Annotated in this window: 29 protein-coding genes; 12 read left to right on the top strand and 17 right to left on the bottom strand. The window is 39.9% G+C overall.

Translation table 11 applies throughout. From position 1 onward, the window contains the following. Window positions 1-148 precede the first annotated feature (148 nt). Together AR334_RS23635 and AR334_RS23630 are read right to left on the bottom strand one after the other, a co-directional pair. The gene (locus tag AR334_RS23635) at window positions 149-346 is read right to left on the bottom strand and encodes a sporulation protein Cse60 (protein WP_066319265.1); all 198 of its coding nucleotides are present in this window, start codon (window positions 344-346) and stop codon (window positions 149-151) included. Window positions 347-506: 160 nt separating this feature from the next. Next, window positions 507-1,379, bottom strand: coding sequence for a YitT family protein (locus AR334_RS23630; RefSeq protein WP_066319263.1), 873 nt, complete (start codon window positions 1,377-1,379; stop codon window positions 507-509). Window positions 1,380-1,606: 227 nt separating this feature from the next. On the opposite strand from AR334_RS23630, the gene AR334_RS23625 reads away from it, so the two are divergent. After that, a complete protein-coding gene (locus AR334_RS23625) occupies window positions 1,607-2,167 on the top strand; it encodes an HD domain-containing protein (RefSeq protein WP_066319258.1) in 561 nt (186 codons plus the stop codon). Between the two features lie 74 nt (window positions 2,168-2,241). After that, window positions 2,242-2,385, top strand: a complete 144-nt coding sequence (locus AR334_RS29695; RefSeq protein WP_172799282.1) for a hypothetical protein — start codon at window positions 2,242-2,244, stop codon at window positions 2,383-2,385. A gap of 135 nt (window positions 2,386-2,520) precedes the next feature. Here AR334_RS29695 and AR334_RS23620 read toward each other — a convergent pair whose 3' ends face one another. Then, window positions 2,521-2,826: a hypothetical protein gene (locus AR334_RS23620; RefSeq protein WP_066319255.1), complete on the bottom strand. Its 306-nt coding sequence runs from the start codon at window positions 2,824-2,826 to the stop codon at window positions 2,521-2,523. Window positions 2,827-3,028: 202 nt separating this feature from the next. Between AR334_RS23620 and AR334_RS23615 the strand changes: the two genes are divergently transcribed. Both AR334_RS23615 and AR334_RS23610 read left to right on the top strand, forming a co-directional pair. Then, window positions 3,029-3,388 carry a hypothetical protein gene (locus tag AR334_RS23615; protein WP_066319252.1) on the top strand — a complete coding sequence of 120 codons (360 nt, stop codon included), beginning with the start codon at window positions 3,029-3,031 and terminating at the stop codon, window positions 3,386-3,388. A gap of 229 nt (window positions 3,389-3,617) precedes the next feature. After that, window positions 3,618-4,502, top strand: a complete 885-nt coding sequence (locus AR334_RS23610) for an alpha/beta fold hydrolase (RefSeq protein WP_066319250.1) — start codon at window positions 3,618-3,620, stop codon at window positions 4,500-4,502. Window positions 4,503-4,669: 167 nt separating this feature from the next. On the opposite strand, the gene AR334_RS23605 is transcribed toward AR334_RS23610, so the two are convergent. The 3 genes from AR334_RS23605 to AR334_RS23595 all read right to left on the bottom strand — a co-directional run bounded on the left by AR334_RS23605 (window position 4,670) and on the right by AR334_RS23595 (window position 6,460). Continuing rightward, window positions 4,670-5,047 (bottom strand): SET domain-containing protein, encoded by a 378-nt coding sequence (locus tag AR334_RS23605; protein WP_066319247.1) that lies wholly within the window; start codon window positions 5,045-5,047, stop codon window positions 4,670-4,672. Window positions 5,048-5,196: 149 nt separating this feature from the next. Then, entirely contained in the window at window positions 5,197-5,766 is a 570-nt protein-coding gene (locus AR334_RS23600) for a DUF4256 domain-containing protein (protein ID WP_066319243.1), read from the bottom strand. A 25-nt stretch (window positions 5,767-5,791) separates the two neighbouring features. Continuing rightward, window positions 5,792-6,460: a hypothetical protein gene (locus tag AR334_RS23595; RefSeq protein WP_066319242.1), complete on the bottom strand. Its 669-nt coding sequence runs from the start codon at window positions 6,458-6,460 to the stop codon at window positions 5,792-5,794. 286 nt (window positions 6,461-6,746) lie between these two features. Here AR334_RS23595 and AR334_RS29690 point away from each other — a divergent pair, with 286 nt between their 5' ends. The 3 genes from AR334_RS29690 to AR334_RS23585 all read left to right on the top strand — a co-directional run bounded on the left by AR334_RS29690 (window position 6,747) and on the right by AR334_RS23585 (window position 8,849). Then, complete coding sequence (locus tag AR334_RS29690; protein WP_172799292.1) at window positions 6,747-6,923, top strand: hypothetical protein; 177 nt, start codon at window positions 6,747-6,749, stop codon at window positions 6,921-6,923. Between the two features lie 244 nt (window positions 6,924-7,167). Further along, window positions 7,168-8,319, top strand: a complete 1,152-nt coding sequence (locus tag AR334_RS23590) for a glycosyltransferase (protein ID WP_066319239.1) — start codon at window positions 7,168-7,170, stop codon at window positions 8,317-8,319. Further along, window positions 8,316-8,849 (top strand): phosphatase PAP2 family protein, encoded by a 534-nt coding sequence (locus AR334_RS23585; protein ID WP_066319234.1) that lies wholly within the window; start codon window positions 8,316-8,318, stop codon window positions 8,847-8,849. Before AR334_RS23590 ends, AR334_RS23585 begins: the two co-directional genes overlap by 4 nt. Before the next feature lie 78 nt (window positions 8,850-8,927). Here the strand turns inward: AR334_RS23585 and AR334_RS23580 are convergent, their stop codons facing one another. After that, a complete protein-coding gene (locus tag AR334_RS23580; protein ID WP_066319232.1) occupies window positions 8,928-9,893 on the bottom strand; it encodes a DMT family transporter in 966 nt (321 codons plus the stop codon). 142 nt (window positions 9,894-10,035) lie between these two features. Between AR334_RS23580 and AR334_RS23575 the strand changes: the two genes are divergently transcribed. Beyond that, window positions 10,036-10,914: a LysR family transcriptional regulator gene (locus tag AR334_RS23575; RefSeq protein WP_066319230.1), complete on the top strand. Its 879-nt coding sequence runs from the start codon at window positions 10,036-10,038 to the stop codon at window positions 10,912-10,914. A 96-nt stretch (window positions 10,915-11,010) separates the two neighbouring features. Here the strand turns inward: AR334_RS23575 and AR334_RS23570 are convergent, their stop codons facing one another. Both AR334_RS23570 and AR334_RS23565 read right to left on the bottom strand, forming a co-directional pair. Next, a complete protein-coding gene (locus AR334_RS23570; protein ID WP_066319227.1) occupies window positions 11,011-11,541 on the bottom strand; it encodes a DUF2812 domain-containing protein in 531 nt (176 codons plus the stop codon). Continuing rightward, a complete protein-coding gene (locus AR334_RS23565) occupies window positions 11,541-11,879 on the bottom strand; it encodes a PadR family transcriptional regulator (protein ID WP_066319224.1) in 339 nt (112 codons plus the stop codon). Before AR334_RS23565 ends, AR334_RS23570 begins: the two co-directional genes overlap by 1 nt. A 321-nt stretch (window positions 11,880-12,200) precedes the next feature. On the opposite strand from AR334_RS23565, the gene AR334_RS23560 reads away from it, so the two are divergent. Continuing rightward, complete coding sequence (locus AR334_RS23560) at window positions 12,201-13,094, top strand: CPBP family intramembrane glutamic endopeptidase (protein ID WP_066319217.1); 894 nt, start codon at window positions 12,201-12,203, stop codon at window positions 13,092-13,094. Window positions 13,095-13,203: 109 nt separating this feature from the next. Here the strand turns inward: AR334_RS23560 and AR334_RS23555 are convergent, their stop codons facing one another. Further along, complete coding sequence (locus AR334_RS23555; RefSeq protein ID WP_066319215.1) at window positions 13,204-13,650, bottom strand: Lrp/AsnC family transcriptional regulator; 447 nt, start codon at window positions 13,648-13,650, stop codon at window positions 13,204-13,206. A 120-nt stretch (window positions 13,651-13,770) separates the two neighbouring features. Between AR334_RS23555 and AR334_RS23550 the strand changes: the two genes are divergently transcribed. After that, the gene (locus AR334_RS23550; RefSeq protein ID WP_066319208.1) at window positions 13,771-14,325 is read left to right on the top strand and encodes a cysteine hydrolase family protein; all 555 of its coding nucleotides are present in this window, start codon (window positions 13,771-13,773) and stop codon (window positions 14,323-14,325) included. 198 nt (window positions 14,326-14,523) lie between these two features. On the opposite strand, the gene AR334_RS23545 is transcribed toward AR334_RS23550, so the two are convergent. From AR334_RS23545 to AR334_RS23535, 4 genes are all read right to left on the bottom strand, one after another. Next, window positions 14,524-15,216, bottom strand: coding sequence for an AIM24 family protein (locus tag AR334_RS23545; RefSeq protein WP_066319206.1), 693 nt, complete (start codon window positions 15,214-15,216; stop codon window positions 14,524-14,526). 134 nt (window positions 15,217-15,350) lie between these two features. Then, a complete protein-coding gene (locus AR334_RS23540) occupies window positions 15,351-16,367 on the bottom strand; it encodes a GNAT family N-acetyltransferase (protein WP_066319204.1) in 1,017 nt (338 codons plus the stop codon). A gap of 140 nt (window positions 16,368-16,507) precedes the next feature. Next, window positions 16,508-16,681 carry an SE1832 family protein gene (locus AR334_RS30065; protein ID WP_172799291.1) on the bottom strand — a complete coding sequence of 58 codons (174 nt, stop codon included), beginning with the start codon at window positions 16,679-16,681 and terminating at the stop codon, window positions 16,508-16,510. A gap of 477 nt (window positions 16,682-17,158) precedes the next feature. Beyond that, on the bottom strand, window positions 17,159-17,620 hold the full coding sequence (locus AR334_RS23535) for a hypothetical protein (RefSeq protein ID WP_066319198.1): 462 nt from the start codon (window positions 17,618-17,620) through the stop codon (window positions 17,159-17,161). 155 nt (window positions 17,621-17,775) lie between these two features. Between AR334_RS23535 and AR334_RS23530 the strand changes: the two genes are divergently transcribed. Then, window positions 17,776-18,786 carry a DUF3231 family protein gene (locus AR334_RS23530; RefSeq protein ID WP_066319196.1) on the top strand — a complete coding sequence of 337 codons (1,011 nt, stop codon included), beginning with the start codon at window positions 17,776-17,778 and terminating at the stop codon, window positions 18,784-18,786. Between the two features lie 314 nt (window positions 18,787-19,100). Further along, window positions 19,101-19,259, top strand: a complete 159-nt coding sequence (locus AR334_RS30060; RefSeq protein WP_172799290.1) for a hypothetical protein — start codon at window positions 19,101-19,103, stop codon at window positions 19,257-19,259. Window positions 19,260-19,292: 33 nt separating this feature from the next. On the opposite strand, the gene AR334_RS23525 is transcribed toward AR334_RS30060, so the two are convergent. The 3 genes from AR334_RS23525 to AR334_RS23515 all read right to left on the bottom strand — a co-directional run bounded on the left by AR334_RS23525 (window position 19,293) and on the right by AR334_RS23515 (window position 22,738). Continuing rightward, window positions 19,293-19,478: a hypothetical protein gene (locus AR334_RS23525; protein WP_066319194.1), complete on the bottom strand. Its 186-nt coding sequence runs from the start codon at window positions 19,476-19,478 to the stop codon at window positions 19,293-19,295. Between the two features lie 122 nt (window positions 19,479-19,600). After that, entirely contained in the window at window positions 19,601-21,325 is a 1,725-nt protein-coding gene (locus AR334_RS23520; RefSeq protein WP_066319186.1) for a CocE/NonD family hydrolase, read from the bottom strand. Window positions 21,326-21,565: 240 nt separating this feature from the next. Beyond that, complete coding sequence (locus tag AR334_RS23515; RefSeq protein WP_066319183.1) at window positions 21,566-22,738, bottom strand: M20 family metallopeptidase; 1,173 nt, start codon at window positions 22,736-22,738, stop codon at window positions 21,566-21,568. Between the last annotated feature and the right edge of the window lie 10 nt (window positions 22,739-22,748).

Here is a 22,748-nt window from a genome sequence, read left to right as displayed (position 1 = left end):
CCCTAAATTCACTTGAAAACTTAACCATATAAAAAACCCCCTTGAGTTGGACTTTCAGTCCAACTCAAGGGGGTCACTACAAATGACGGTGCTTTCAATTTTATAAAAAAAGGCTTCAAGAAAACTCTTTCCATGCTTTTAAAAAGGTTTATTTTTTGAAAATAACCAAGGCTGTGTATTTCGAATCTGGATGAACTCCATATTCAGTATGACTTCTAATATCAAGAGGAGTAGTATTGTATTTTATATCGATAAGATTACCGTCCGCTAAGGAACTTAGAAACTTATTCACTTTACGAATTAATTCTTCGAATTCTATACTTTGAAAACCTTTAACCTCGTACATATGCACAAAACACCTCCGAATTTGATGTCTTGTTAATGGTACCATAAATTTCAAATTTAATCAAAATTATACATTCTAACATCCATAACCATTAGTTGTCAACGATTTTAGACATTATTTTCACCATTCTTATGATAAGTACGAGGATTACTTACTCTATCTAATGAATATTCCGCTTTCTAAAATTGCCGCCCTTCACTTCTGCTACATCATAAACCGTAACAAAGGCCTCTTCGTCAATTTCTTGGATGATTTCCTTTATTTTGCTATCTTCTAAACGATTAATGACACAGGTGATTTCCTTGAATTTTTCCTTGGTATACCCGCCAAAAACCTCATTGTAGGTTGCACTTCGCCCTAGACTTTCCCGTATCGCATCTACCATTAAAACAGGTTCTGTGGTAATAATTTTGAAGGTCTTGGATCCGCTTAACCCTTCCTCTACGATGTGGATGACCTTGGAAGCAATATAGTAGGCAATCCCGGAAAGAAAAGCCCCTTGAAGGCCAAAAACAAATGAAACGAAAATAAACACAAACAAGTTTAAGAACAGAATAAGATCACTTGTCCCAAACGGCAATTTTCGCGAAAGCAGGACGGCAAGCATATCAATTCCATCTAGTGCACCGCCATTACGCAACGCGACCCCCATCCCCAAGCCGAGAATCATTCCGCCAACAACAGTAATCAACAAGGTGTCTCCTTCAATAATCGTCGGAATGTGGTGCATGAGGCTTGTCCCAATAGCAAGTGAAGCGATTCCGATAGTGGAATAAATTGCAAAACTCGCTCCAATTTGTTGGTACCCCAACCAAATGAATGGAATGTTAATAACCACAATTAGCAGTCCCAATGGCAAGCCAAATAATTTGGAACCAACAATGCTTAGTCCGGTTACCCCTCCATCAGAAACGTTGTTCGGGATTAATACACTTTCAAGTCCATACGCTGCGATAAATCCTCCGATGATAATCACCAAAGCGCGAAGGACCATGATTAGTGCTTTTCTCTTTTGGTTTTTGATTTTACCCATTTTAAGCCTACTTTCATGTTATGCTAATTAAAGTTTATCCAAAATTCCCCAATGTATTTACGATTTGGCATCATCCGTTCAGCTAGGGTAACTTTAGCTTATATTTAAAAATGAAAGCCATATTGTTTTTAAAACAAACAATTTCTCTTTTACAGTCAAGATTTTTAGAAAATCGACTCTAATTGTTTTATAATACAATTTAATAATTTTTATAAGGGTGATGTTAAATGCGCGAGGTAACGTTAAGTCAAATTTTCAATCATCATATCGCTCAAAAATATTTAAGTCGCTCAGGAATTGTCCATGCCATTGCTTGTGCCTATCATGCGTTTAAATTAGCTAAAATATATGATGTTTCTGTCGATATGGCCACGAAAGCCGCCTTGTTGCACGATATGGGCCATTATACATGGTACCGAAATGGAAAATGGGATTATGAACTATACAGAAAAAACGATATTCATGCCATAAAAGGCGCGGAACGGGCACATAAATTATTGATTCGATTGGGTGAGAATCCCATTATTGCAAAAGAAATCGCACTGGCTATTTTATTTCACACAGATTCTTATATGCCCGAAGCCTTTATCAAACGAACTCCGCTCCAGGACATTGTTAAATTGGCCGATGAGATGGATGAAGAAAAAGGCGGCATGCACCATTATAAGAAAATGGATAAAGAGAAATCGAAAAAAATGATTGAACGGCTGGACCAAATGGTGGATGAGGAATTGAAAAAACATGCTATACCGGATGGGGCTGATCCTTCGCAGGAGGGCGGGCCTTAAATTCGAAGGGCAAATTAATTTATTAAAAAATGGGTTATATTACTGTTAAAAGGTTTTAGATGAGAGGACACATCTTGGGGATTGAGGTTCAACAGATGAGGTATTGTGAAAACTGTAAAAAGGAAACGGTCCATCACGTGTATGAGGATGCGCTTGAACTGGAATATCGCTGTACAAATTGCAATGATACATCACAGATGGTGAAATCATTTTTTTGATACCAGTCCCAAGAAGATCCGAAGTTCATTTTAGCCAATGGATGATCCGGGTTGTGAAGTCGCTTAAGTTCCTTCATAACCTGGTTAAGATAATAGCTATTTTACCTGCAGCAATTCTCTGTTACTAGTATCTATTCAACTCAAAAACCGAAAGGGAAAAAACAGCCACGCATCATCGACGTAAAGTACCATGATCGCTCCAATAAAGATTCCTAGAATCATAAAAACCGCAGCCTGCATTTTGTTCCTTATAAGATGTAACGAATAACCGATCGCTAACGTTAAAGGTATAAATACCAGTCCAACCGTAATCTGTCCGATACTGAACGCGGCGATGAAGCTGAAAATATAGGCGGACAAGGAAGCAATCCAATAGAGCTTATGATTTCCTTTTACAGAAAATACAATCGAGACAACCGTTACAATCAACGCAACAAACAAAATGAATGTAAAAATCGATATCCCCTCCTTACGTTACCTTATTTTACCACGAAATAATACCCAAAAACTTCTAAGTTTTATTAAAACAGTGCTCCATTTTGCATCCTTGGTGTAATCTTTATAGGAATATGTCCACACCTAATATAAAAAATATCATAATTTATTTATAGATAAAGACGGCATGAAAGGAAGAGAATGGACTATGGAGCTTCACAACGACCAAAAGCAAACAAAGGGCAATGTGGACCCATTTACACAACTAATGTTTGGGGAAAATCAAAGAGGTAATCGAAAGGAGGAAAGTCCTATAGAATCAAACCACGATCAACCAGAACGCTCCGATGCTCCCCAATGGGATTCATGGCTTTTTGGCAACAGACCCAATCATTCACAGGACCAAATACACACCCACAACAACAATCCAATCGAAAACTATCTTAATCAAATCGATATAGGATTAGTGATGGAAACCGTCGACGAGGCGATAAAAACCTATAAACTATATCAACCCCTTTTCAAAGATGTGACTCCGTTTTTTAAAAAGTTCTTAAAAAAGAGTTAAAAATACTAAAGGCTCCTATTTACAGTGTATAGGGGCCTTTACATATAAAATCCTCCTTCCGAATGCAATTGGCAATTCCCCCTATACGTCCAAAAAAATTTAGCCCTAAGTGATCCTCAAAAATACCTATTTTTCTTTTAAAGATATGAATTACTCATAACCCGATATAATATAATAGTTTTAGTGAAAATAAAAAATATTCAGAATCCAACAAAGGAGGAATCACATATTGAAATCATTTACCGAGTACCAAAACATCAATTGGACTAGTAGAAGTGTAAAACTATCCACCGGCGTAACCTATGCTTATACCGAGTGCGGTCCGGTTGATGGCACCCCGATTCTTTTTCTTCACGGTGCAACAGATAGCCGTGTATCCTGGTCACAGGTCGCGCCGCTGATGGCTGAGAAGGGATATCATTGCTTCGTACCGGAATATCGTGGACATGGTTTGTCCGATAAACCGGAGACCGACGAGAACGGCTATACGGTGGAACTCCATACTCAAGATGTCATTGCCTTTATGGATGGTGTAGGATTGCAGAATGCCCATGTCGTCGGACACTCACTCGGGTCGTTGATCACGCAAAAACTAAATGTACATATTCCTGAAAGAGTGCTTTCATCGACTCTCATCGCCACCAGCCCTGCTGTAAACGTTGATAATGAAGTTTTAGCTTGGATTTTATATGGCGAGGGTACCGAGGACGGATATCCGGGTCTGAATAACATTCCAGATGACACTGCCATGCCGGAATCCTTCATTCAGGAATGGGCAGGCACCACGAATGATGACTCCAGTTTTAGAGAAGCCACGTTAACCCATGCTTTCCAGATGCCCACTCATTGCTGGAAGAGTACATTCAACGGAGCCGGCCATTTTGATAACGCCGATGGAATAAAGGAAATGACTGGACGGGTTCTTGTCTTGTGGGGTACGGAGGATGTCCTATTCCCAAAACCAGTGCAAGATCAATTAAAGTCCCTGCTGGAAGAATCATCTGCAAAGGTTACCTATGTGGATTTTGAAGGAGGCTCCCATAACCTCCATTGGGATAATATGGCCACCGCAACTAAGGTAGCACAAACGATAAATTCTTTTATCAACAAATAACATTTCAAAAATAGGGTCAGATCCCCGGTGCGTGAAATCTTGGTGCACTGAGGGACTGACCCTTTAATTCGTAAAAATGAACGTAATCCGTTCCTCTTGATTCAACTCTTATTAGTCTACACAAGAAAAAAACTTGGTCAGTTATGCCAAGTTTTTTCCTAATAAACTTATTCTTCATCAAACCACAATGGATCCATGTTATCAATATCGCCATTATAATTGATGAGAATCTCTTCTCCTGCTTTTATATCCTTGTATGCATAAAATTCAAATGTGTGGTTATCAAAATTAATTTCATAAAAGGCATTCGGTTCATAAGAATGGTTAAATAACATTCCATAACCAAGAAGGATAGCAGAATGATTAATCCCATACTCAAAAGCATAATCAGCCAGTAAGGTTTTCTCTATGTGTTCATGCTGTTCGTTTGGGTAAGCAATGACAGGTGCTTCATGTAAAAGCTCCCCTTTTTTGATATCACGTGTAGCAAATACACCTCTATTAAATTCTCCATTACTTAGTGAAGATGTTTTTACCTCAATCATGTTGTTTTGTTCTCCTACTCACTTTGATAATATTCCTTCTAACTGTACCATTAATTTGAACATAAAGCTCCATTTTTATTAACGCTCCCAGGTCCGATGGCTCGGCTTTTCAAGATGGGCCACAGGCGGTCAACTGTCTGTAAGAAAATTTAGACCCTTAACGAGCCACGAAATCCTCTGGCGGCATAGTAGGAGTCTGCCCCATTATGGTATACAAAGACCGTGTCATAGCGACGGTCACAAAAAATGGCCCCACCTAGTTTCCTAATCGCTGCAGGTGTTTGCACCCAGCTTGACGATTTCAAATCGAACTTTCCAAGGTTCTGCAGCTCTCGGTATTGTTCTTCCGTTAACAGCTCAATGCCCATGTCAGTAGCCATATTCATAGCGCTATTTTCTGGTTTATGCTGCTTCCTTGATTCCAGTGCTGCATGGTCATAACAAATACTCCTGCGGCCTTTCGGACTTTCCGTTGAACAATCATAAACAAGGTATTCATCGGTAGTTTCATCATAACCGACAACATCCGGTTCCCCGCCAGTCCGTTCCATTTCATGAAGCGACCACAATTTTTCAGGATTCGCCTCCAGCTTAGCCTGAACTTTCGCCCATTCAAGTCCCTCATGGCGGTTCATATTTTTCTCAAAACGGGCTTTCAATGTTCCGAGCAATTCTTCGCGTTGTTCTAGTGATAACTCTTTTTTATTTCCATTTGTCATGTTTGTTTCCTCCATATTATTCAAGTCATGATTTCCTGTTTATTTTTAACTGATTTACTAAAGAAGAAATTAATGTATCCAAAGGATTAATGATTGGCTTAGCTGTTATCTGCTCCACTTCCTGAGCTGCAGCAACCATCGATAATTGAGCAACAGAGATTATTTTATCTTCTTTGATCATTTTTTGCAGAAACTTGGAAATTTGTTGATTATATTCTTGTTTTTGACCTTTCATGAACAACTCAAACGTATTATGTACAACCATTACCTCTGCATTTAAAGATTTTTGCTGTTGCTCCGCATATTGATGGAGACGCTCCATTGTCCCGGCAACCGTCGCGGGATTTGAAAATAGGATAACCTGCGGTTCGCTTCTATTACAAACAGTTTCAAAGTAGGGTTCATCGATTTTAATAATTGGCACTGGTATGGAGAGTTCGTCTTCCCGTAAAAGTGCAATGTAGTTCGTGCAAGTTATCAAAATTCCGTCCACATTACATTGTGCCATCCACTCTATTTGTTCTTTCACTTTATTTTGGGAATCCGCCGCATTGAAGCTCTTATCCGATGTAACCCTGTACATTAAGCCGGGGTCAACAAAATGGATGAATTCAATGTCATAGGGGGCAAGTGCGCTTTCGATATAGTCAATATTAGAATAATGAGCGTGTAGGCATCCAACTCTTTTTCTCAATTACATTTCACCTCAAGAATATTTCTAATAATTTTATCAGTTCAATTATGGTAATGTCTATGAAATGAGAATAAAAATCACTTTTCCTGTTGGAAAAATAAAATCCCCATGTCCAGTGAAAGAAGACGCAATTTTCGTAAATTATTTTTAAATATTAAATGGCGATTATTAAAGGGTTTTATCTATTCGGTTAAGTTATGTTAAGAATTGGAAAATGGACTTCTATTTCACACAAAAGCTTGTATTATAAAACTGTAAAACACTTTGCAACATACGAGGAGGAATAATGATGAAAAGTTTTAAAAAATGGTTATTTGCTTTGATGTCCGCATTGATGTTACTTGGAGCTGCCACAGCATGCTCAGATTCTGGTACAGACTCTGATGATCCAAACGTTGAAGAAACTGATGTTAACCCTCAAGATGATGGCGCTGAAAGTGAAGACAGCAATTCTGAACAATAAACCGTATAACCTAAAACCGGAACAAGACGGCAGCGGCCGTCTTGTTTATTTGTTTAAATAAACATACTCCCCGTCCTACCTACCCCTAAGCTACGCCAGTCCCTATTTTCCTATTACAATATCTATATATACTTTTTACACTGGATTAATAAAAAATCAATCAATTCCCAATATAATAAAAATAAGAAATGGCTTTATCGACACAATTGGTTTTTGACAATAAGTTAATACGAGGGGTGGTACGATGGAAAAGAAGCTATTGATTATTTCATCTGACATTACTGGGCATGGCCATAGAAGCATTACAGAATCCCTGTGCGAAAAAGTTAAAACCAATTATCAGGTAAAAATTCATGTTGTCGATGGATTTTCGCTTGGCACACCATTACTGTCAACCATCGGGAAAGCCTATGGTCCCCTTACCAGAAATTCGGAGACACTATGGAATCTGATTTGGAAGCTATCTGCTTCAACCCCTCATTTAGTCGACGCACTTATTGAAACACAAATTAAAGATGAATTTCTAACTTTACTGGACGAAGTGAAGCCAGATGTCATTTTATCTGTTCACCCTAATTTTAATGGCTCTATCTTGAATATTTTAGAAAAAGAACAAATAAACATCCCTTTCATTACCCTAATTGCTGATCTTGTGAATATTTCTCCTCTTTGGGCGGACAGACGGGCAAATTACATTATTAGTCCTACGTTAGAAGCCCGAAATAAGTGTGCCCAATTTGGGATTCCGGTCAAGAAGATAAAGTTGTCCGGATTTCCAGTCCGCTCGCGATTTTTTCGAAAGAACGATCAGCCACCCCCCCGTTTTAAAAAGGAGAAACCGTTAACCTGTTTAATTATGAGCGGCGGTGAGGGTGTAGGAAATATGGAAAAAATCGCCAGAAACCTGCTTAACCATTTTGATTGCACCGTGAAAATAGTCGCAGGCAGAAATAAAAAACTTAAAACCAAGCTGGAAAAATCATTGAAATCCCAATATGGCGACAGGGTCGAGATTTATGGGTTCACCAAAAATGTGCAGGATTTGATGCATACAGCCGATATCGCGTTTACCAGAGGGAGCCCTAATGTCATGTTTGAAGCGATCGCGGCCAATACGCCCCTTATCATTACCGGGGCATTGCCGGGACAAGAGAAGGATAATCCAGCCTTCGCTGAAATTCTAAATTTAGGGGTTGTGTGCAAAAACCCCAAGGAAGTTCCCCTTACTGTAGCCAAGTTATTGGAAAATGATGGAGAAAAACTAAATAAGATAATAAGATCTCAACGGCAATTTTTACGTGCCAATGCAGCTGAAGAGATCCTGCAGTTCATCCTGAAGGTCGGAGATTTTCATCTTGAAGAAACTATATTACCTTATACGGGGAGCCGATTATGAGCAAATTAATACATGTCCTTTATGGGTTCGATTGTCGCGTCTTTCAGAATATTAACCGGCATTTTCATCGCTATCTTTTAAATCTATTTTTCCGAACGGTCACGCATTTGGGAGGGGCGACTTTTACCATTCTCTCCACCATTCTGCTTTATCTCCTAGCCTGGTCCAAGGAAACGCGGCTTCTTGCCATTGCCAGCGCTCTTGCTTTGGCATCGAGCCATATTCCCGTCCAGATAACAAAAATACTTTTTCCTAGAAAAAGACCTTATTTGACGATAGAACAAACCAATATACTAGAAAATCCATTACAGGACCACTCCTTTCCTTCGGGACATACGACGGCTATCTTTGCCGTGATGACTCCCTATATTTTGGCCATCCCTTCGATTTCCCTTGTTTTGATTCTCATGGGAATTTGTGTCGGGGTATCAAGAATTTATCTAGGCTTGCACTATCCTTCCGATGTGGTCGCCGGGGCGATACTTGGAATATCCACTGGCGGTTTATCCTACTTATTGCTATGTATATAACAGAAAAGTGTCAAGTGTCTTCCTGTTTTTTCAGGAAGGTACTTGGCACTTTTCATTTTTATATTGAAAAATACATTTTTATATATATTCAAGCAAATCTTCCTGAACATGATTCTTTGATTCTTTCTTTTGTAACATCCTTAAGAAAATATTATTAGACAAAAGGGAAACAATAATTAAGAATGTACCAACAAGATCGAACGTGGTTACCCGCCCGCCTTGAACAGTCGAAATAACAAGAGTTGTAACAGGAACAAAGTTAATAAATAACAGTGCATTTAATGGCGATAATAAATTGACACCGATATTCCAACCGAGCAACGCGATAACACCAGGAAATATGATCATAAATAATAAATGCGGGATTATAACGATGATGTTTTTTTCCGATGGGACGGATATATATCCAAGCAGCGTTGCCCCTGCCACAACGACAATGGCTGTAACCGTTCCAAATAAACAGCTCAACGTGGAATACCTTAACGCAGACCAACCGGCAAACTTACTGCCACCCATTGTGTAAATGACCCACCCTATCACGGCAATTAATAGAAGCAATGTAGGAATAAAATGATCCGTGGCACCCAGAAATGCTTTAATATCACCTTTTGTTATCACTAGAACTGCACCGATAAATGACACGAAAACGCATATCAATGTAAATACAGGGGGACGGTTTTTAAAAGTCATCCATACAATCACAATGGAAATCATCGGCATTAGTGACTCCATAATTGATGCCTCCATTACTCCTGATTCACCTAATAAATTTTCTCCCCAGAAGATTAGCAGATTATAGACGGTAAATGCCATCGTCCCGAAAAACCATAAGTGAAGCCCTTTGCCTTCAAATCGAAAAGCCTTCTTACCTTCTTTCCATAATAAAATCACGACTAAAATAATCGTTACAGAACCATAACGAATGATCGTAAAATAAAAGGGATCAATATATTTGAAAGCCGAATGTGCTACAGGAAACATTGCTCCCCATGATACAGCTGCAATAAAACATAATATAGCCCCTAATAATACTTTATTTCTCAAATTTCTCTGCCTCCTTCTCCCCGTTGCATATACATAATCGAACATTTTTGACATCTTGTAAAACGAATAAAAATGATGATTAATATCATTATTAGTGATATCATAAAAGGAATAGGAAAAATGGGGCGTGGAGGAATAATAAGTGGAATTTAAAGACTTAGAGATTTTTCAGATGGTGGCGGAAAAAGGAACGATTACAGGAGCGGCAAAAGAGTTTAGTTATGTACAATCGAATATTACATCGAGAATTCAAAAGCTCGAAACAGAACTGAATACCCCTTTGTTTAATAGACATCGTCGAGGTATGAGTTTAACACCTGAAGGAAAAAGACTATTAACTTATAGTAAAAAAATATTATTATTAACAGACGAAATGAAAAAAGCAGTTCAAAGTAACGATGAACCGTCTGGTAAATTAGAAATCGGCACAGTTGAAACCGTCATTCATTTACCAGAAATATTATCTCACTATATTAAGAAATATAAAAATGTTGATTTGTCTGTATTTACTGGTGTCACAGAAACATTAGAAGAAGAAGTCTTAAATCATAAGTTGGACGGAGCATTCGTTACAGAATCAGCCTTCCATCCCGATCTTGTTTCACATGAAGTATTTCAAGAGGAGCTTGTTTTAATTTCAGATAGGCACTCCCCGACACTTGAAGAGTTGAAAGAGAAACCATTCCTATGCTTTAGCAAAGGCTGCGGATACCGAGCACGTTTAGAAACTTGGTATAAAGACCAAAACATCACCCCACAAAAAGTAATGGAATTCGGTACCTTAGAAACGATCTTGCGTAGTGTCGTCGCGGGACTTGGCGTTACATTCGTTCCAAAATCAGCAGTTACCCAATTAGAAAAAAGCGGACTCATCCAATGTCATACACTTCCTGAACAATACAGTAAGATTAAAACTGTTTTTATTAGAAGGGCCGACAATTACTTAACACCAACAATCGATAAATTTGTGGAAACAATCGAATCAAATAAATTAGCAACAATCGAACCCATAAACTATTAGTCATCTATATAACAAGTTCAGGAGCATAATTTCCTTGAAAAAGAGTACAAGAAAGTGCCAAGTTCCTTCCTATTTTATGGAGGGTACCTGGCACTTTTATTCCTTTCGTAATTTCAATAGTTTAAATTGATAAGAAAGGTATGGCAAGCCCGGAAAGACTAGAATGACAAGGGATATCAACCCTAGTACTTGAAAAAGTATTTTTGGGACCAATCCCCAGTTAGCAAAGAAACTTAGCACCCAGAATACAATCGTAGAAAGTAAGAATGGAAGAGCTGTTTTCCCCATTTGTTTCTTTTCACGTTCGTATTTTTCAACCATCGTTGGTTTGTCAGTATAGATTGGCTTTGTTCCTGTTGGGGCACTAAAAATATGAATTTCATTTCCTGCAGAACATACATGGGACCAACCCGCAGCTTCAAAAATGGCAAAATACTCTTCATCTGCATCCTTTTGATAATCTAGCGAATATTGAATGTCCTGAGGTTCACCTTTTGTTAGACTATACCCCAGGCCTGCAAATTTTTCTAAAATCCAACCCTCTTTAGCATATTTGCCAAGCTTCTGCATTTCTTTTTCCTCATAAAAAGCTAAACCGCCACTAGGTACATATTTCACTTTTTTCATCACAACTGCTCCCCCTTTCTTTTAAATACTTGTTCTGCGTGTAAGACCATTTCCCGTCTTCGGTTTACTTCCTTTTTTAAAAGGTCAATGCCCTTTTCGGTTGCAATATAGGTTTTTCGCTTCGGGTCATGATCTTCAAATAGTTTAATTAATTCAGAAGCTAACAGTTTCTTTATGGTGGTATACATCGAGGCTGGCCCGATTGAAAATCGCTGATCTGTCATTTCCTCAATGGTTTGCATAATGAGGTACCCATGTTTGGCTTCAACTAATGACAATAAGATATAGTAGGCCGTGTCCGTCAATTCCCCCATCTCTAGCGTGTCATTCCTAGCCATACTATCCCTCCTTTATGTATCATTTAATGATATATCATTAAATATAATATATCGTTTAATGATATAACAGTCAAGAAGATATAATACAAAAAAGCTGCCTCAAAGGCAGCTAACTATCCTGGTCCGTGTACAAGCCCAAGGGGGTTTATACCTTTTTAAACTTATATGTTCTATAATTTTTTTTTGAATACTATAATTAAATATGTCAATGGGCTACCAAAGAAGCCGCCTTTTATGGCAGCACCATTCATTGACTAATTTCCCCAATTATGAAATAATTTTCTTGCTTTTATATACTACTAGAATGATGGTGGTAACTTAATGGATTTTATTCATGTTAAAGAAGGCAAGAATAGCTGGAAGAGGTATTTATCGTCATTTATCGTGATCATTTTGTTTATCTTCGTTGCGGGCATTCCCTATGGCATCATTGGTGAGGTGTTGGTTGGAACGGATGGGGATCCTAATACCTATTATGACGCGGAGAAAATGGAATACATTGGTCTAGACCCATTACTCAATTTTGCTTTAATGAATTCGACCTTTATCATTTGGATTTTCGGTATTTTTGTTGCTGTTCGTTTCATCCATAAACGGAAATTTAAGACGTTAATCACGCCTAATAGAAACATAGACTGGAAGAAAGTCGGCTATGGGTTTATCACCTTTTTTGTCATCCTTAGTGCCACAACAATTATTGACGCGATCCTAAATCCTGGGGATTATTCAATTAATGAAATCAGTCTTTCTGATTTTTTGCTTTTATTTGTGTTAGTACTAGTTCTCACTCCAATCCAAACGACATGTGAAGAGGTTTTTTTCAGGGGCTATCTCATGCAGCTGATTGGAAAGTGGATTCGGAACCCTTTGGTTTTATCGCTTATTGCTGGAGGAATTTTCGGCTCGCTCCATTTTATCAATCCCGAAATGGGCTATTCACCCATCTTGGTTGGGATGGATTATTTGTTAGCAGGATTCATTTGGTGTTATGTTTCGACGAAAACAAACAGTACTGAATTGGCAATTGGGGCGCATGCTGCTAACAATATGCTTCTAGGCTGGTTTCTTACGATGGATGATTCCTCTTTTGGCCATATACCGTCCTTATTCGTTGTTAATAATATTGACCCCGCTATTTCACTCATGTGGTCCGCTATTGCGATGGGTACATTCCTGTTCCTATCTTTGAAAAAATACAAAGTTTCCAATTTTTAAAAAAGCTGGGCACCCTCCTGTTTGGTTGGGGGTGCCCTTTTTCGTTCATTATTTACGGTTATTTATGCCTAGTTGGTTTAAAGTAAAAAAAGCCGAATCTCGGCTTTTTCTAAGTATCCTTGGCTGTCATTGGATTACGTTGCTTAATCTCTTGGATGGATAGGTTTAAACTGTAGTTCCCATGTTCGAGAAGTTTATCTAGAAACTGATTTAATTGATCCTGCGTTGCCACTTTTATTTTTAAATGAAAACATCCGCCCCCTGAAATTCGGTGTGCTTCGACTACCTCGTTTTGATTTTGGATAAAGCGAATAAATGCATCATGATTGGTTGATTTCATATGAATAATGGCGAACGCTGTATAGGCTAGCCCTATTTTCAATTCATCGATGATAAGTGAGTAGGCTTTAATAACGCCACTTTCCTCCAGTTTTTTTATCCGATTTCCTACAGCCTGCCCCGTCATATGAATTTGTTCCCCTAAGTCTTTCCATTGAATCCGCGAATTTTCGGCCAATAACCGGAGGAGCTGAAAATCAATGTGATCAAGTTCCATATTAAAATCCTTTCACCGTGAAATGATTTGACTGAAAAGTCTTTCATCAACTTATCGATAAGATTCAAGATGTTCTATATCATCTAATTATAATAAATTTTATATAATGAGGTGGAAAAAATGAGCACAGCATTAATCATTATTGATATTCAGAATGACTATTTTCCAAATGGAAAAATGGAGTTATGCAATCCTGTCAAAGCGGCCGAAAATGCCGGTAAAGTTCTGGAATGGTTTAGACAGCATAACGCCAAAAATATCTTTCATGTCCAGCATATTTCGACTGGCGAAGGGGCAGGCTTCTTCCTGCCAGATACAGAGGGCGTTAAAATAAATGAAGCCGTACTGCCACTAGAACAGGAAAGTATTATCATCAAACATACCCCTAACAGCTTTTTTAGGACTGAATTAGCAAGCAAACTAAGAGAAAACGGCGTTACGAAGCTAGTGATTGTCGGGATGATGACACATATGTGTATTGATGCCACAGTCAGAGCGGCAATGGAGCTGGGCTTTGAATCTACTCTTATTGAAGATGCATGTACGACAAGGGATTTATCTTTTCGAGGTAACATCGTGCCGGCACAACAGGTTCACTATGCCTTTATTAGTGCCCTTAACGGAATATATACCCATGTAGTTTCTACAGAGGATTTCCTTAAACAGAATACCTAATTAAATACTCAAAGGTGTATATCTTTAGACGTAGTAGTTCAGATAACGTCGAGGAAATTTCATATCATAGAACAATAAAAGTGCCAGGCACTTTCCAAAATTCTGGATGGTGCCTAGCACATTCTTTGCCTAGAGCTACAAACTTGGTAAGCTCCCTAAGATTCACGAGTTCCTTTCATGCGGCTTTACGAGACCCGGTTAACTCTTCTCCACCCTCTTTACCTCTTCAAAAGGCTGCACAACGACAAAGCCTTCACCCTCGAACCTCATCTGGATCGATTCACCACTGCCCCTCCCAAAGAATGTTTTTAAACTAATATCTGTTTGAAACTCAGGCTGGAGGTTTCCGGACCAGGCAACCGTTGCATTTGGGTCGGTAATTACCGGCTGGCCTGGCGTCACCCGCAATGTCAGTGGTTCATAGTGAGAGGTAATCGCAATCATGCCCGAGCCTTCACAGCGGACATTGAATAGCCCCCCTGCCATCATTCCGGTAATACGTTTCATTAATTTTATCTGCCAGTTAATTCCTGGTTCGAATGCAAGTAAGTCATTGCCGTTCACAAAAATAGAATCGTTTTGCAGATTTAAAATGATAATCTTTTTCCCCTCATCGGCAAGATACAATTTTCCCGTACCATTTGCTTTCATTAACGAGGCCCCTTCACCAGTTAAGGCCTTTTTAAATGCAGTGCCAAGTCCATGCTCCAAAATTCCTTCGCGCTCAAATTTAATTTTTCCATGATATGCGACCATGGACCCCGCTTTGGCCCATACAAGACCATCCAAGTTCACTTCGAGTAAACGAGGTGTCTCTAGTTCAAAAAAGCCCTCGCCTTTATCCTTTTGCTCCGTTTGGTTAATAAATTCCGCCATTGAAAACCGGCTCATCAAGACCACCATCCTTCCATAAAGTAATTACGTTGGGAAAATAAGAAAGTTTCAAAGTCTGTCGAAGGTGATAAATCAATAGAAGAGCAGGTAATAGAAACTTAACAAAAATGATAACCATACCATGTCCCCTGTTATTTAAATTGTTTTAGAATCCGGTAATGCCCTTTTCCCGGGCGATAGCCAAGACTTCTATTAATATGTTGCATTGGAGCGTTATTTTTTTCCGAATCAGTCGTCATCGTATGTGCCCCTTCATTGATTGCTGCTTGAATAGATAGCAACTTTAACGCTTTTGCAATACCGCGCCCACGGTATTCTTTTCGAACGCCTGTATAATTCGTATAAATTACACCAGCATTTTCAGTACTGTATAATTGACTTACTCCAACAAAGCGGTCACCTTCAACTGCAATGAATACCCAGTCATTACGTGATGTGACTTCCGGCAGAAACTCTTTTCTCCATTGTTCAAAAGGAGGAAGACTTCCGAACTGGCCTGGATTATCCTTGGATGTCTCGACACTTAATTCGTAAAGTTTATGTTCAGACTCTTCGCCTGGCTGTTCCGCTAACGTAACAAACTGAATGCCCGACGATATAACTTGATCTACAAAACCTGCATATTTTGGGGCATCAAATTGATTGACATCCAATTCTAGTTCAAAAACATGTGCATCCAATACAAAGCCACGCTTTTGAACGAATGGAAGCGACCCATCAATCCAATCCATAACGATTGAGGATAAAACAGAGGCCTGATGTCCATTAGCCCAATTATTAATATGTGAAAGAATCATCTCTCCTACGCCTTGTCCCCGATAATCGGGATGAACACAGAATTCACTTCCTACCTGACCAGGGTCCACCCATGGAGCACGAAAAGCAGCACCATAACCGATGATTTGGCCTTCTTCTGTCTCTGCGATCACTCTGGTTCTGCCGAAGCCAACTAAGAGCCCGTTTTCATTTAGTTTTAGAGTAGATGATGTTGGAATCTGCCGGTCTTCTTCTTCGAGGGATTGAGCAGTGGCGGTACCCGGCTCTATTAAATTTAGTAAAATTGCAAGTTGCTCATAGTCTTCTGGAATTTTTATCTCACGCAGCTTTGCAATGCTCGAAACTGCACTGGATTTATTAATTGACACCATTCTATACCTCCGAAATGTTGACCGATAAATTTATGAAACTGCCAAACTCGTTATGAATTCGACAGTATTTGAAGAAACCCTTTTTTCACAAAAAAATCCCCTTGAATCAGGGGATTAAGCTTGGTAAATGCAGTGCCATTTCACTTTCGTAATAATTGGTTAAGTGTGCGTAATTCCTCTTCAATGGCAGAAATCCGTTTTTCCAACGGGTCCAAAATTCCTTTTACATATTCCAATTTTTCAAGATTATGTTGCAACTGAACATACTCGTCCTTTAACTCCATTATTTTATATTCAATCTCTTTTTTATTCATTTCCCCAGCCTCACTATGTTTGGAATAATAGATTATCTTTTAACTGATTATGTATAAGGACCGCTGACCCCTCTTCGGGTAAAATAACGGCTTCTTTTTTTACCGCTGGACACTCTCTCGACCCTTTATCGGTCAAAATAAGGGAGTCTTTTTTACCGCTAGTCCTTCGCTCGACCCCTCTTCGGGTAAAATAACGGCTTCTTTTTTACCGCTGGACACTCTCTCGACCCTTTATCGGGCAAAATAAGGGAGTCTTTTTTACCGCTAGTCCCTCTCTCGAACCCTCTTCGTGTAAAATGACGCTTCTTTTTTACCGCTATCCACTCTCCTGATCCTCTTCAAGTAAAATACCGGCGTCTATTTTACCATTAGACTCTCTCGCCCTCTCATAGGGGTAAAATGACCAAATTTTAAGGACCAGGTGGACCAATTAAGACTCTTACGCGGGGCCTTGACTTCCTTTAAACCTGCACTCGATTATACCCCAAATATACTTTCTAGAACTGATAATGGCGATTCATATTTAAATCCAAATTCCCTTCCAGTGTAATAAAACACAGGATTACTAAGATCTTTGGCCAGAGATTTTTCTTTTTCCAGTTGGTCCAACAAATCAACACTTTGACCCTGTCCACCAGACTTTCCTTCACCAATAAATTTCACGGTTACTGAGGCAATTTGCTCTTTTCCTCTCATGATAAAAATATCATGGCCGCCGTCGGAAAAAGCTTTTAAATGAAGATCATCGAAAGAGACCCTGACCTTATTTTCCTTTTTCCGAATCACAAAGCCCCGTTCGCGGAAATAATCCTCGAAGTCATCGAGAAATTCCTGTACTTTTCTTTGCAATCCAGGCTTAACATTGGTTTGTAATAACTCCCGATTATTTTCCTTTAAACGGTTTAATTCCAGTTTCAATTCTTCAATCTCGTTACCCATGTTCATTCTCCCCGTTTCGTTCATTCCTGTCTATTTTATCGCTAAATCACTGTTAGCGCCATTCTGCAAACAACAGTATTGTTTTTCCTTTAATGGAAATTCTAAATATATGCAAATATTGGGATTTTCAGATATGAAGTAGGAGGTACTTTCAATTGATCCTTACAAATCCTATAAATGTTTCCGAAGTCGGCTCGCTTTGGCAAACATACCAGCAAAAGACCTTAATCATGAGATTTTTAGAGTATTTTATTGAAAAGGCCGATGATCCAGAGGCAAGTAATATTTTGGGAGGATTGTGGCAGGAGCTCAACTTTTATGTGAAAGAAATAGAAGATATTTTTTCAGAACAAGGAATGGTTAAACCTGTTGGATTTACAACAGCCGATGTAAATTTAGAAGCTCCAAAGTTATACGACAACGGGTTTGATGTGATGTTTGTCCGAATTTTAAAAGAAGTAAGTATGGGGCTATACACCCTTAGTATGAATATGACCTACAATAAAAGGGTGATGACGATTTATGAGGGGCTTACAACCGTTACTCAAAAAATCTATAAACTCTCAACCTTTTATTTACTCGAAAAGGGAATTCTTAGTCTGCCTCCAAAAGTGACCATGCCTAAAAAAAATGAGTTTATAACTAGTGAAAAGTTTAGGGCGAGCTTTAAACTCTCCGGCGATAAGAGGGTTTTAACGGACCTTGAAGTCGGGATCCTTCATCACAATCTTGAAGCTAATAATATTGGTATGCAGCTTATTACAGGGTTTGCCCAATGTGCCCAGAACAAAGAAGTTAAACAATATTTTATCAAAGGGATGGATCTTGCAAAGAAACAAATTAAAATAATGGAGGAGTTACTTTTGGAGGCAGATGTTCAACTTTCCTCCACCTCAGGAGCGACGGTAACCTCGTCAACCGTACCACCTTTTTCTGACAAACTGATGATGCATTGCATCTATATCCTCAATGGATTTTCCATTGTTGGCACTGGAACAGGTGCATTTTTTAGTTTAAGAAATGATTTAGTAATGAAATCAATGTTAATCGCAAAGGATATTTATTTTTACGCTCAAGAAGGGATAAAAATTAAGATTGAAAACGGCTGGTTCGAGGAACCCCCACAAATGGAGAACCGTTCCCAGATCATCAATGGGAATGAATAAAAAGATTGTCTTCTAGCAGAAATTAAACGTAGTGTCGGTTTCTCCGTACACTAAATTCAATGTGGGGGGATAAAATTGAGCGCACTTACCATCTTAGTTAAAACTGTTATGACCATAATTATTAAGGCTGTGTTCCTATTAGAGATGTTGGAACAAAGACTCAACTACTTGTTAAGAATAAATCCATTAACTAAGCAAATGAGTACCTCATAACTATCTTATATCCACATTGTATCAAAAGGGTAAACACATCCCAGTGTTTGCCTTTTTCAAAATTGCACCCGTTAATCAACAAATAATTGAGGAGGACTTGTATGAAACAAAATCCACAATCTAAGCCTAATGTAAGTTCAATTATGAAACCCGAATTTGCCGGCACCAATGCCCAACAGGTACAACAACAAATTCAAAAAGATGTTAACGCAGGACAAGGTGACATGACTTCCCGAGAGGCAGGCGCCATGCGCGATTAAAAAATCGGTGGTCGGCCTGCTCACTAGGTCAAGTCATTTGGACTGGGTGACAAAGGAAACCTGGTAATACTGCACTTTGGAACCATTTTTCAACCTTGTTGATGGTTGAAGCTGCTGTTCATAGGTGTTAAGAAAAACATTTCTGGAAAAACCGTGCCACGAATCGTAATCGTAATCAATATCTTCAATATATGGTGACAAATAAAAGTGCATAATCAAGCTGGGTCAACTCCTAAGTTTTTCTGTTTTAGCTAAGTTACCCAGTTTTTTGTGCTATTAACCCAAAATGATGAATGAACAAGGGACGGTTCGTGGCTGGAACCGTCCCTTTGGCTTTCCTCTTATGGTATAACCGGCAATAGGATGTGCGATGGATATTTTTCGCTATGATAGATTTTTTGGATAGCGGAGATGCATTCTTTACTGTTTTTCCCTGATTCCCCTGTATTGAGATTGCGGTCGTAACGAGGGAAATTGCTGCTTGAGATTTCTACCCGAAGCTTATGCCCTTTTTTAAAAACATTACTGGTTGCCAGCAAGTCAATTTCATAGCGGTAGACTTCATTAGGTGTGATGAGCGAAGCGGGCTGATTTTTCTCCCTGTATTTGGCGCGGATGATTCCATCGACAATGTTAATCGCTTTTCCAGTCGGATGGACATCGACAAGCTTTGCCGTAAAGTCGGTATCCACTGCAGAGCTTGCTGCATACAGGATGACCTTCACCGGCCCGGTGACTTCTAAATCCTCCGCCAATGCCTCACTAGTGTAGACCAACACATCCTCCCGTGCTTCAAGGTGTTGCTGGTCAATTGGCCCCCGCTGGTAATTCGCTGGCATTAGATGGTTGCCCCCAAGAGACGGAACTGGATTGGCGGGATCATAGACATAACTGTCAAAATTCTCGTCCTGCGGTAGGTTTAGCGATAGGGAACCATCCCCGTCCTTTGTATTGGCTCTGCCTTTACTGTGGAAATAATACGGCGTATAAACCGTCCTTTGTAATGGCCATTCCTGTTCGCTGCGCCATTTGTTTTCACCCATGACAAAGATTTTTACGGGCGCCTCGTCCATAATCCCATTCTTGATTCCTTTTAACCAATAATCAAACCACTGTAATTGCAAGCTTGTTAAATCGGTTTTCAATTCGAGCAACAAGCTTGATGCACTTAAACCGAAATTCAAGTCTCCTACCTGCGGGGCAAATCCTGCATGGGCCCACGGGCCAATCATCAGCTTTGTATTGTTTTTGTGTTTCCATGTTTCATAATGCTCGAGATCCTGGCCCAGTAGAAGATCATACCAGCCCGCGATTCCAAACACCGGCACATTAAGCTGTTCCGACTTTTCTTTTACACTGATTTCCTGATGGTATTCATCCCTTATTTCGTGCTCCAATATATCGTAAACAAACGAGGCGAACCCATCCCCTAGTTTGAGCCACTGGCTGTCCTGAATCGGCAATTGATTAAAGCCGGCCTCTTCAATATGGTCAATCGCATGCACCATCTGCATAAATTCCTGCAGGAAGTCTGCCTTCCCCTTTTTCGCCCTAATCACGGCATTCGGCCCGATGGTGGCTAGCGACCAGGAAATCAACAGGCCCAATTCGAGCGCGCCTCCTCGGTACATAAACACATCGGTTCCCCATGTAATTGGAAAAATCGCTTTAAGATGCGGCGGTTGCATGACCGTAGCCTGAAATTGCGTCATCCCCTTATACGACAGGCCATACATGCCGACATTTCCATCAGAGTATGGCAAGGAAGCAGCCCATTCTACTGAATCATACCCATCCTGATACTCATTTTTATAAGCGTAAAATGGCTCCCCTTCGGATTCAAACCGGCCGCGGACATCCTGAATAATCACGACATATCCCTGGTGCGCGGCAGCGATTGGGTCCAATACCATGGTCGTCAGGGGGAGAAATGTCTTATTGTACGGGGTCCGTTGCAGCAAAACGGGATATTTCCCCTCTCCTTCGGGTCGGTACACATCCGCATACAGCGTGGTTCCGTCTCTCATTACCGCCGGGACATTTTTTTCGTGAATAATTTTACTCAAAATTTCTCCACCTTCCCACTAATAGAATTACAGGCTATCAAAATCAATCTATTACCTTATGGGTAAAATTATTCATGCTATATCCGAGAGTAATTACGCTTCACGAGAGTAATTTCGCTTTATCCGAGAGTAAAGCAGGCCTATACGAGAGTAAAATCCGTCTATCCGAGAGTAATTTCTCCCATCCGAGGGTAAACCAGTTCCCCCGAACCGCTCATTTGCTCTCAACCATTTTAAATCCTAGCTTTCACCCAAATAATCAATCGCCAGCGCGATAAAATACTGAATCGACTCTATGAATTTATCAATCTCCACATATTCATTCGGCTGATGGGCGAGCGTCGGGATTCCCGGGCCAAAGATGAAGGCGGGTACCTGCAAATGCGGGCAGTAAACGGATGCGTCGGTATAATAATTCACACCTGTTGGCTTTAATTCTAGGTTCAGATGGTTTTTTCCTGTCTCAATTGCAAGTTTTATAAAATCATCGGATTCGTCAGTACCCACAGATGCCATGCTGTTTAAGACTTTTATCTCATAATTCGAAGCAACTGCCTTAACCAAATCCTCAATATCTTGTAAAATTTGCTCATTGCTCTGTCCGGGCACGGTTCGGATATCAATGGTCAATTTGCATTGATCCGGGACCACATTTGTTTTGACGCCGCCCTCAATTGTGCCAATATTCAACGTTGGCTTGCCCAATACCGGGTGTGGCGTGTAGTCAAATTGATAGGACTGCAGACGATTGATGATTTCATTCATTGGTAAAATCGCATTAATCCCCTTGTCCGGCATGGACCCATGGGCTGTTTTTCCGTAAGTGGTGATTTCGAGCCATAAGCAGCCTTTATGGGCATGGAAAATTTGGTTTTCACTCGGTTCCGACACAACTAATGCTGTGGCCTTATCAATTTGTCCCTTTTCGACCACTGTTTTTGCACCGAATCCGTCCACCTCTTCACCTGCGGTACCGACAAACTGTAGCTTTCCGTTCAGCTTCACTCCGGCCTGGTCCAAATACTTCAACGCAAGGACCATGGCGGCAACGCCGCTCTTCATGTCGGTTGTGCCGCGGCCAAATACCTTGTTTTCCACCACTTCCCCAGAAAACGGGTCATGCTCCCACTTCACCTTTCCCGTTGGAACGGTATCAAGATGACCGCTGTACACCAAAAATTTGTCATCCTTTCCCCCATTGGGGTATGTAACAAATACGTTTGCCCGGTTGTCCCCCAAGTCATCAAGGTCAACCTGAAGATTGCATGTTTTTAAAAAGGACTGAATCACCTCAGCTACCTCTTTTTCATTTCCTGGCGGGTTCACACTATTCACTTGGATCAATGATTGCAAAAATTGAACAGCTTCCTTTTCGTCGATCCTGTCAAAAACCTTCGATTGCAAAACAGCCATACTTTATTCC

Source organism: Bacillus sp. FJAT-29814 (assembly GCF_001510715.1).
In the GTDB taxonomy this organism is placed as follows: domain Bacteria; phylum Bacillota; class Bacilli; order Bacillales; family Cytobacillaceae; genus Neobacillus.
Note: the sequence above shows the minus strand (reverse complement) of the source record. Positions and strands in the feature narration are given on the sequence as shown.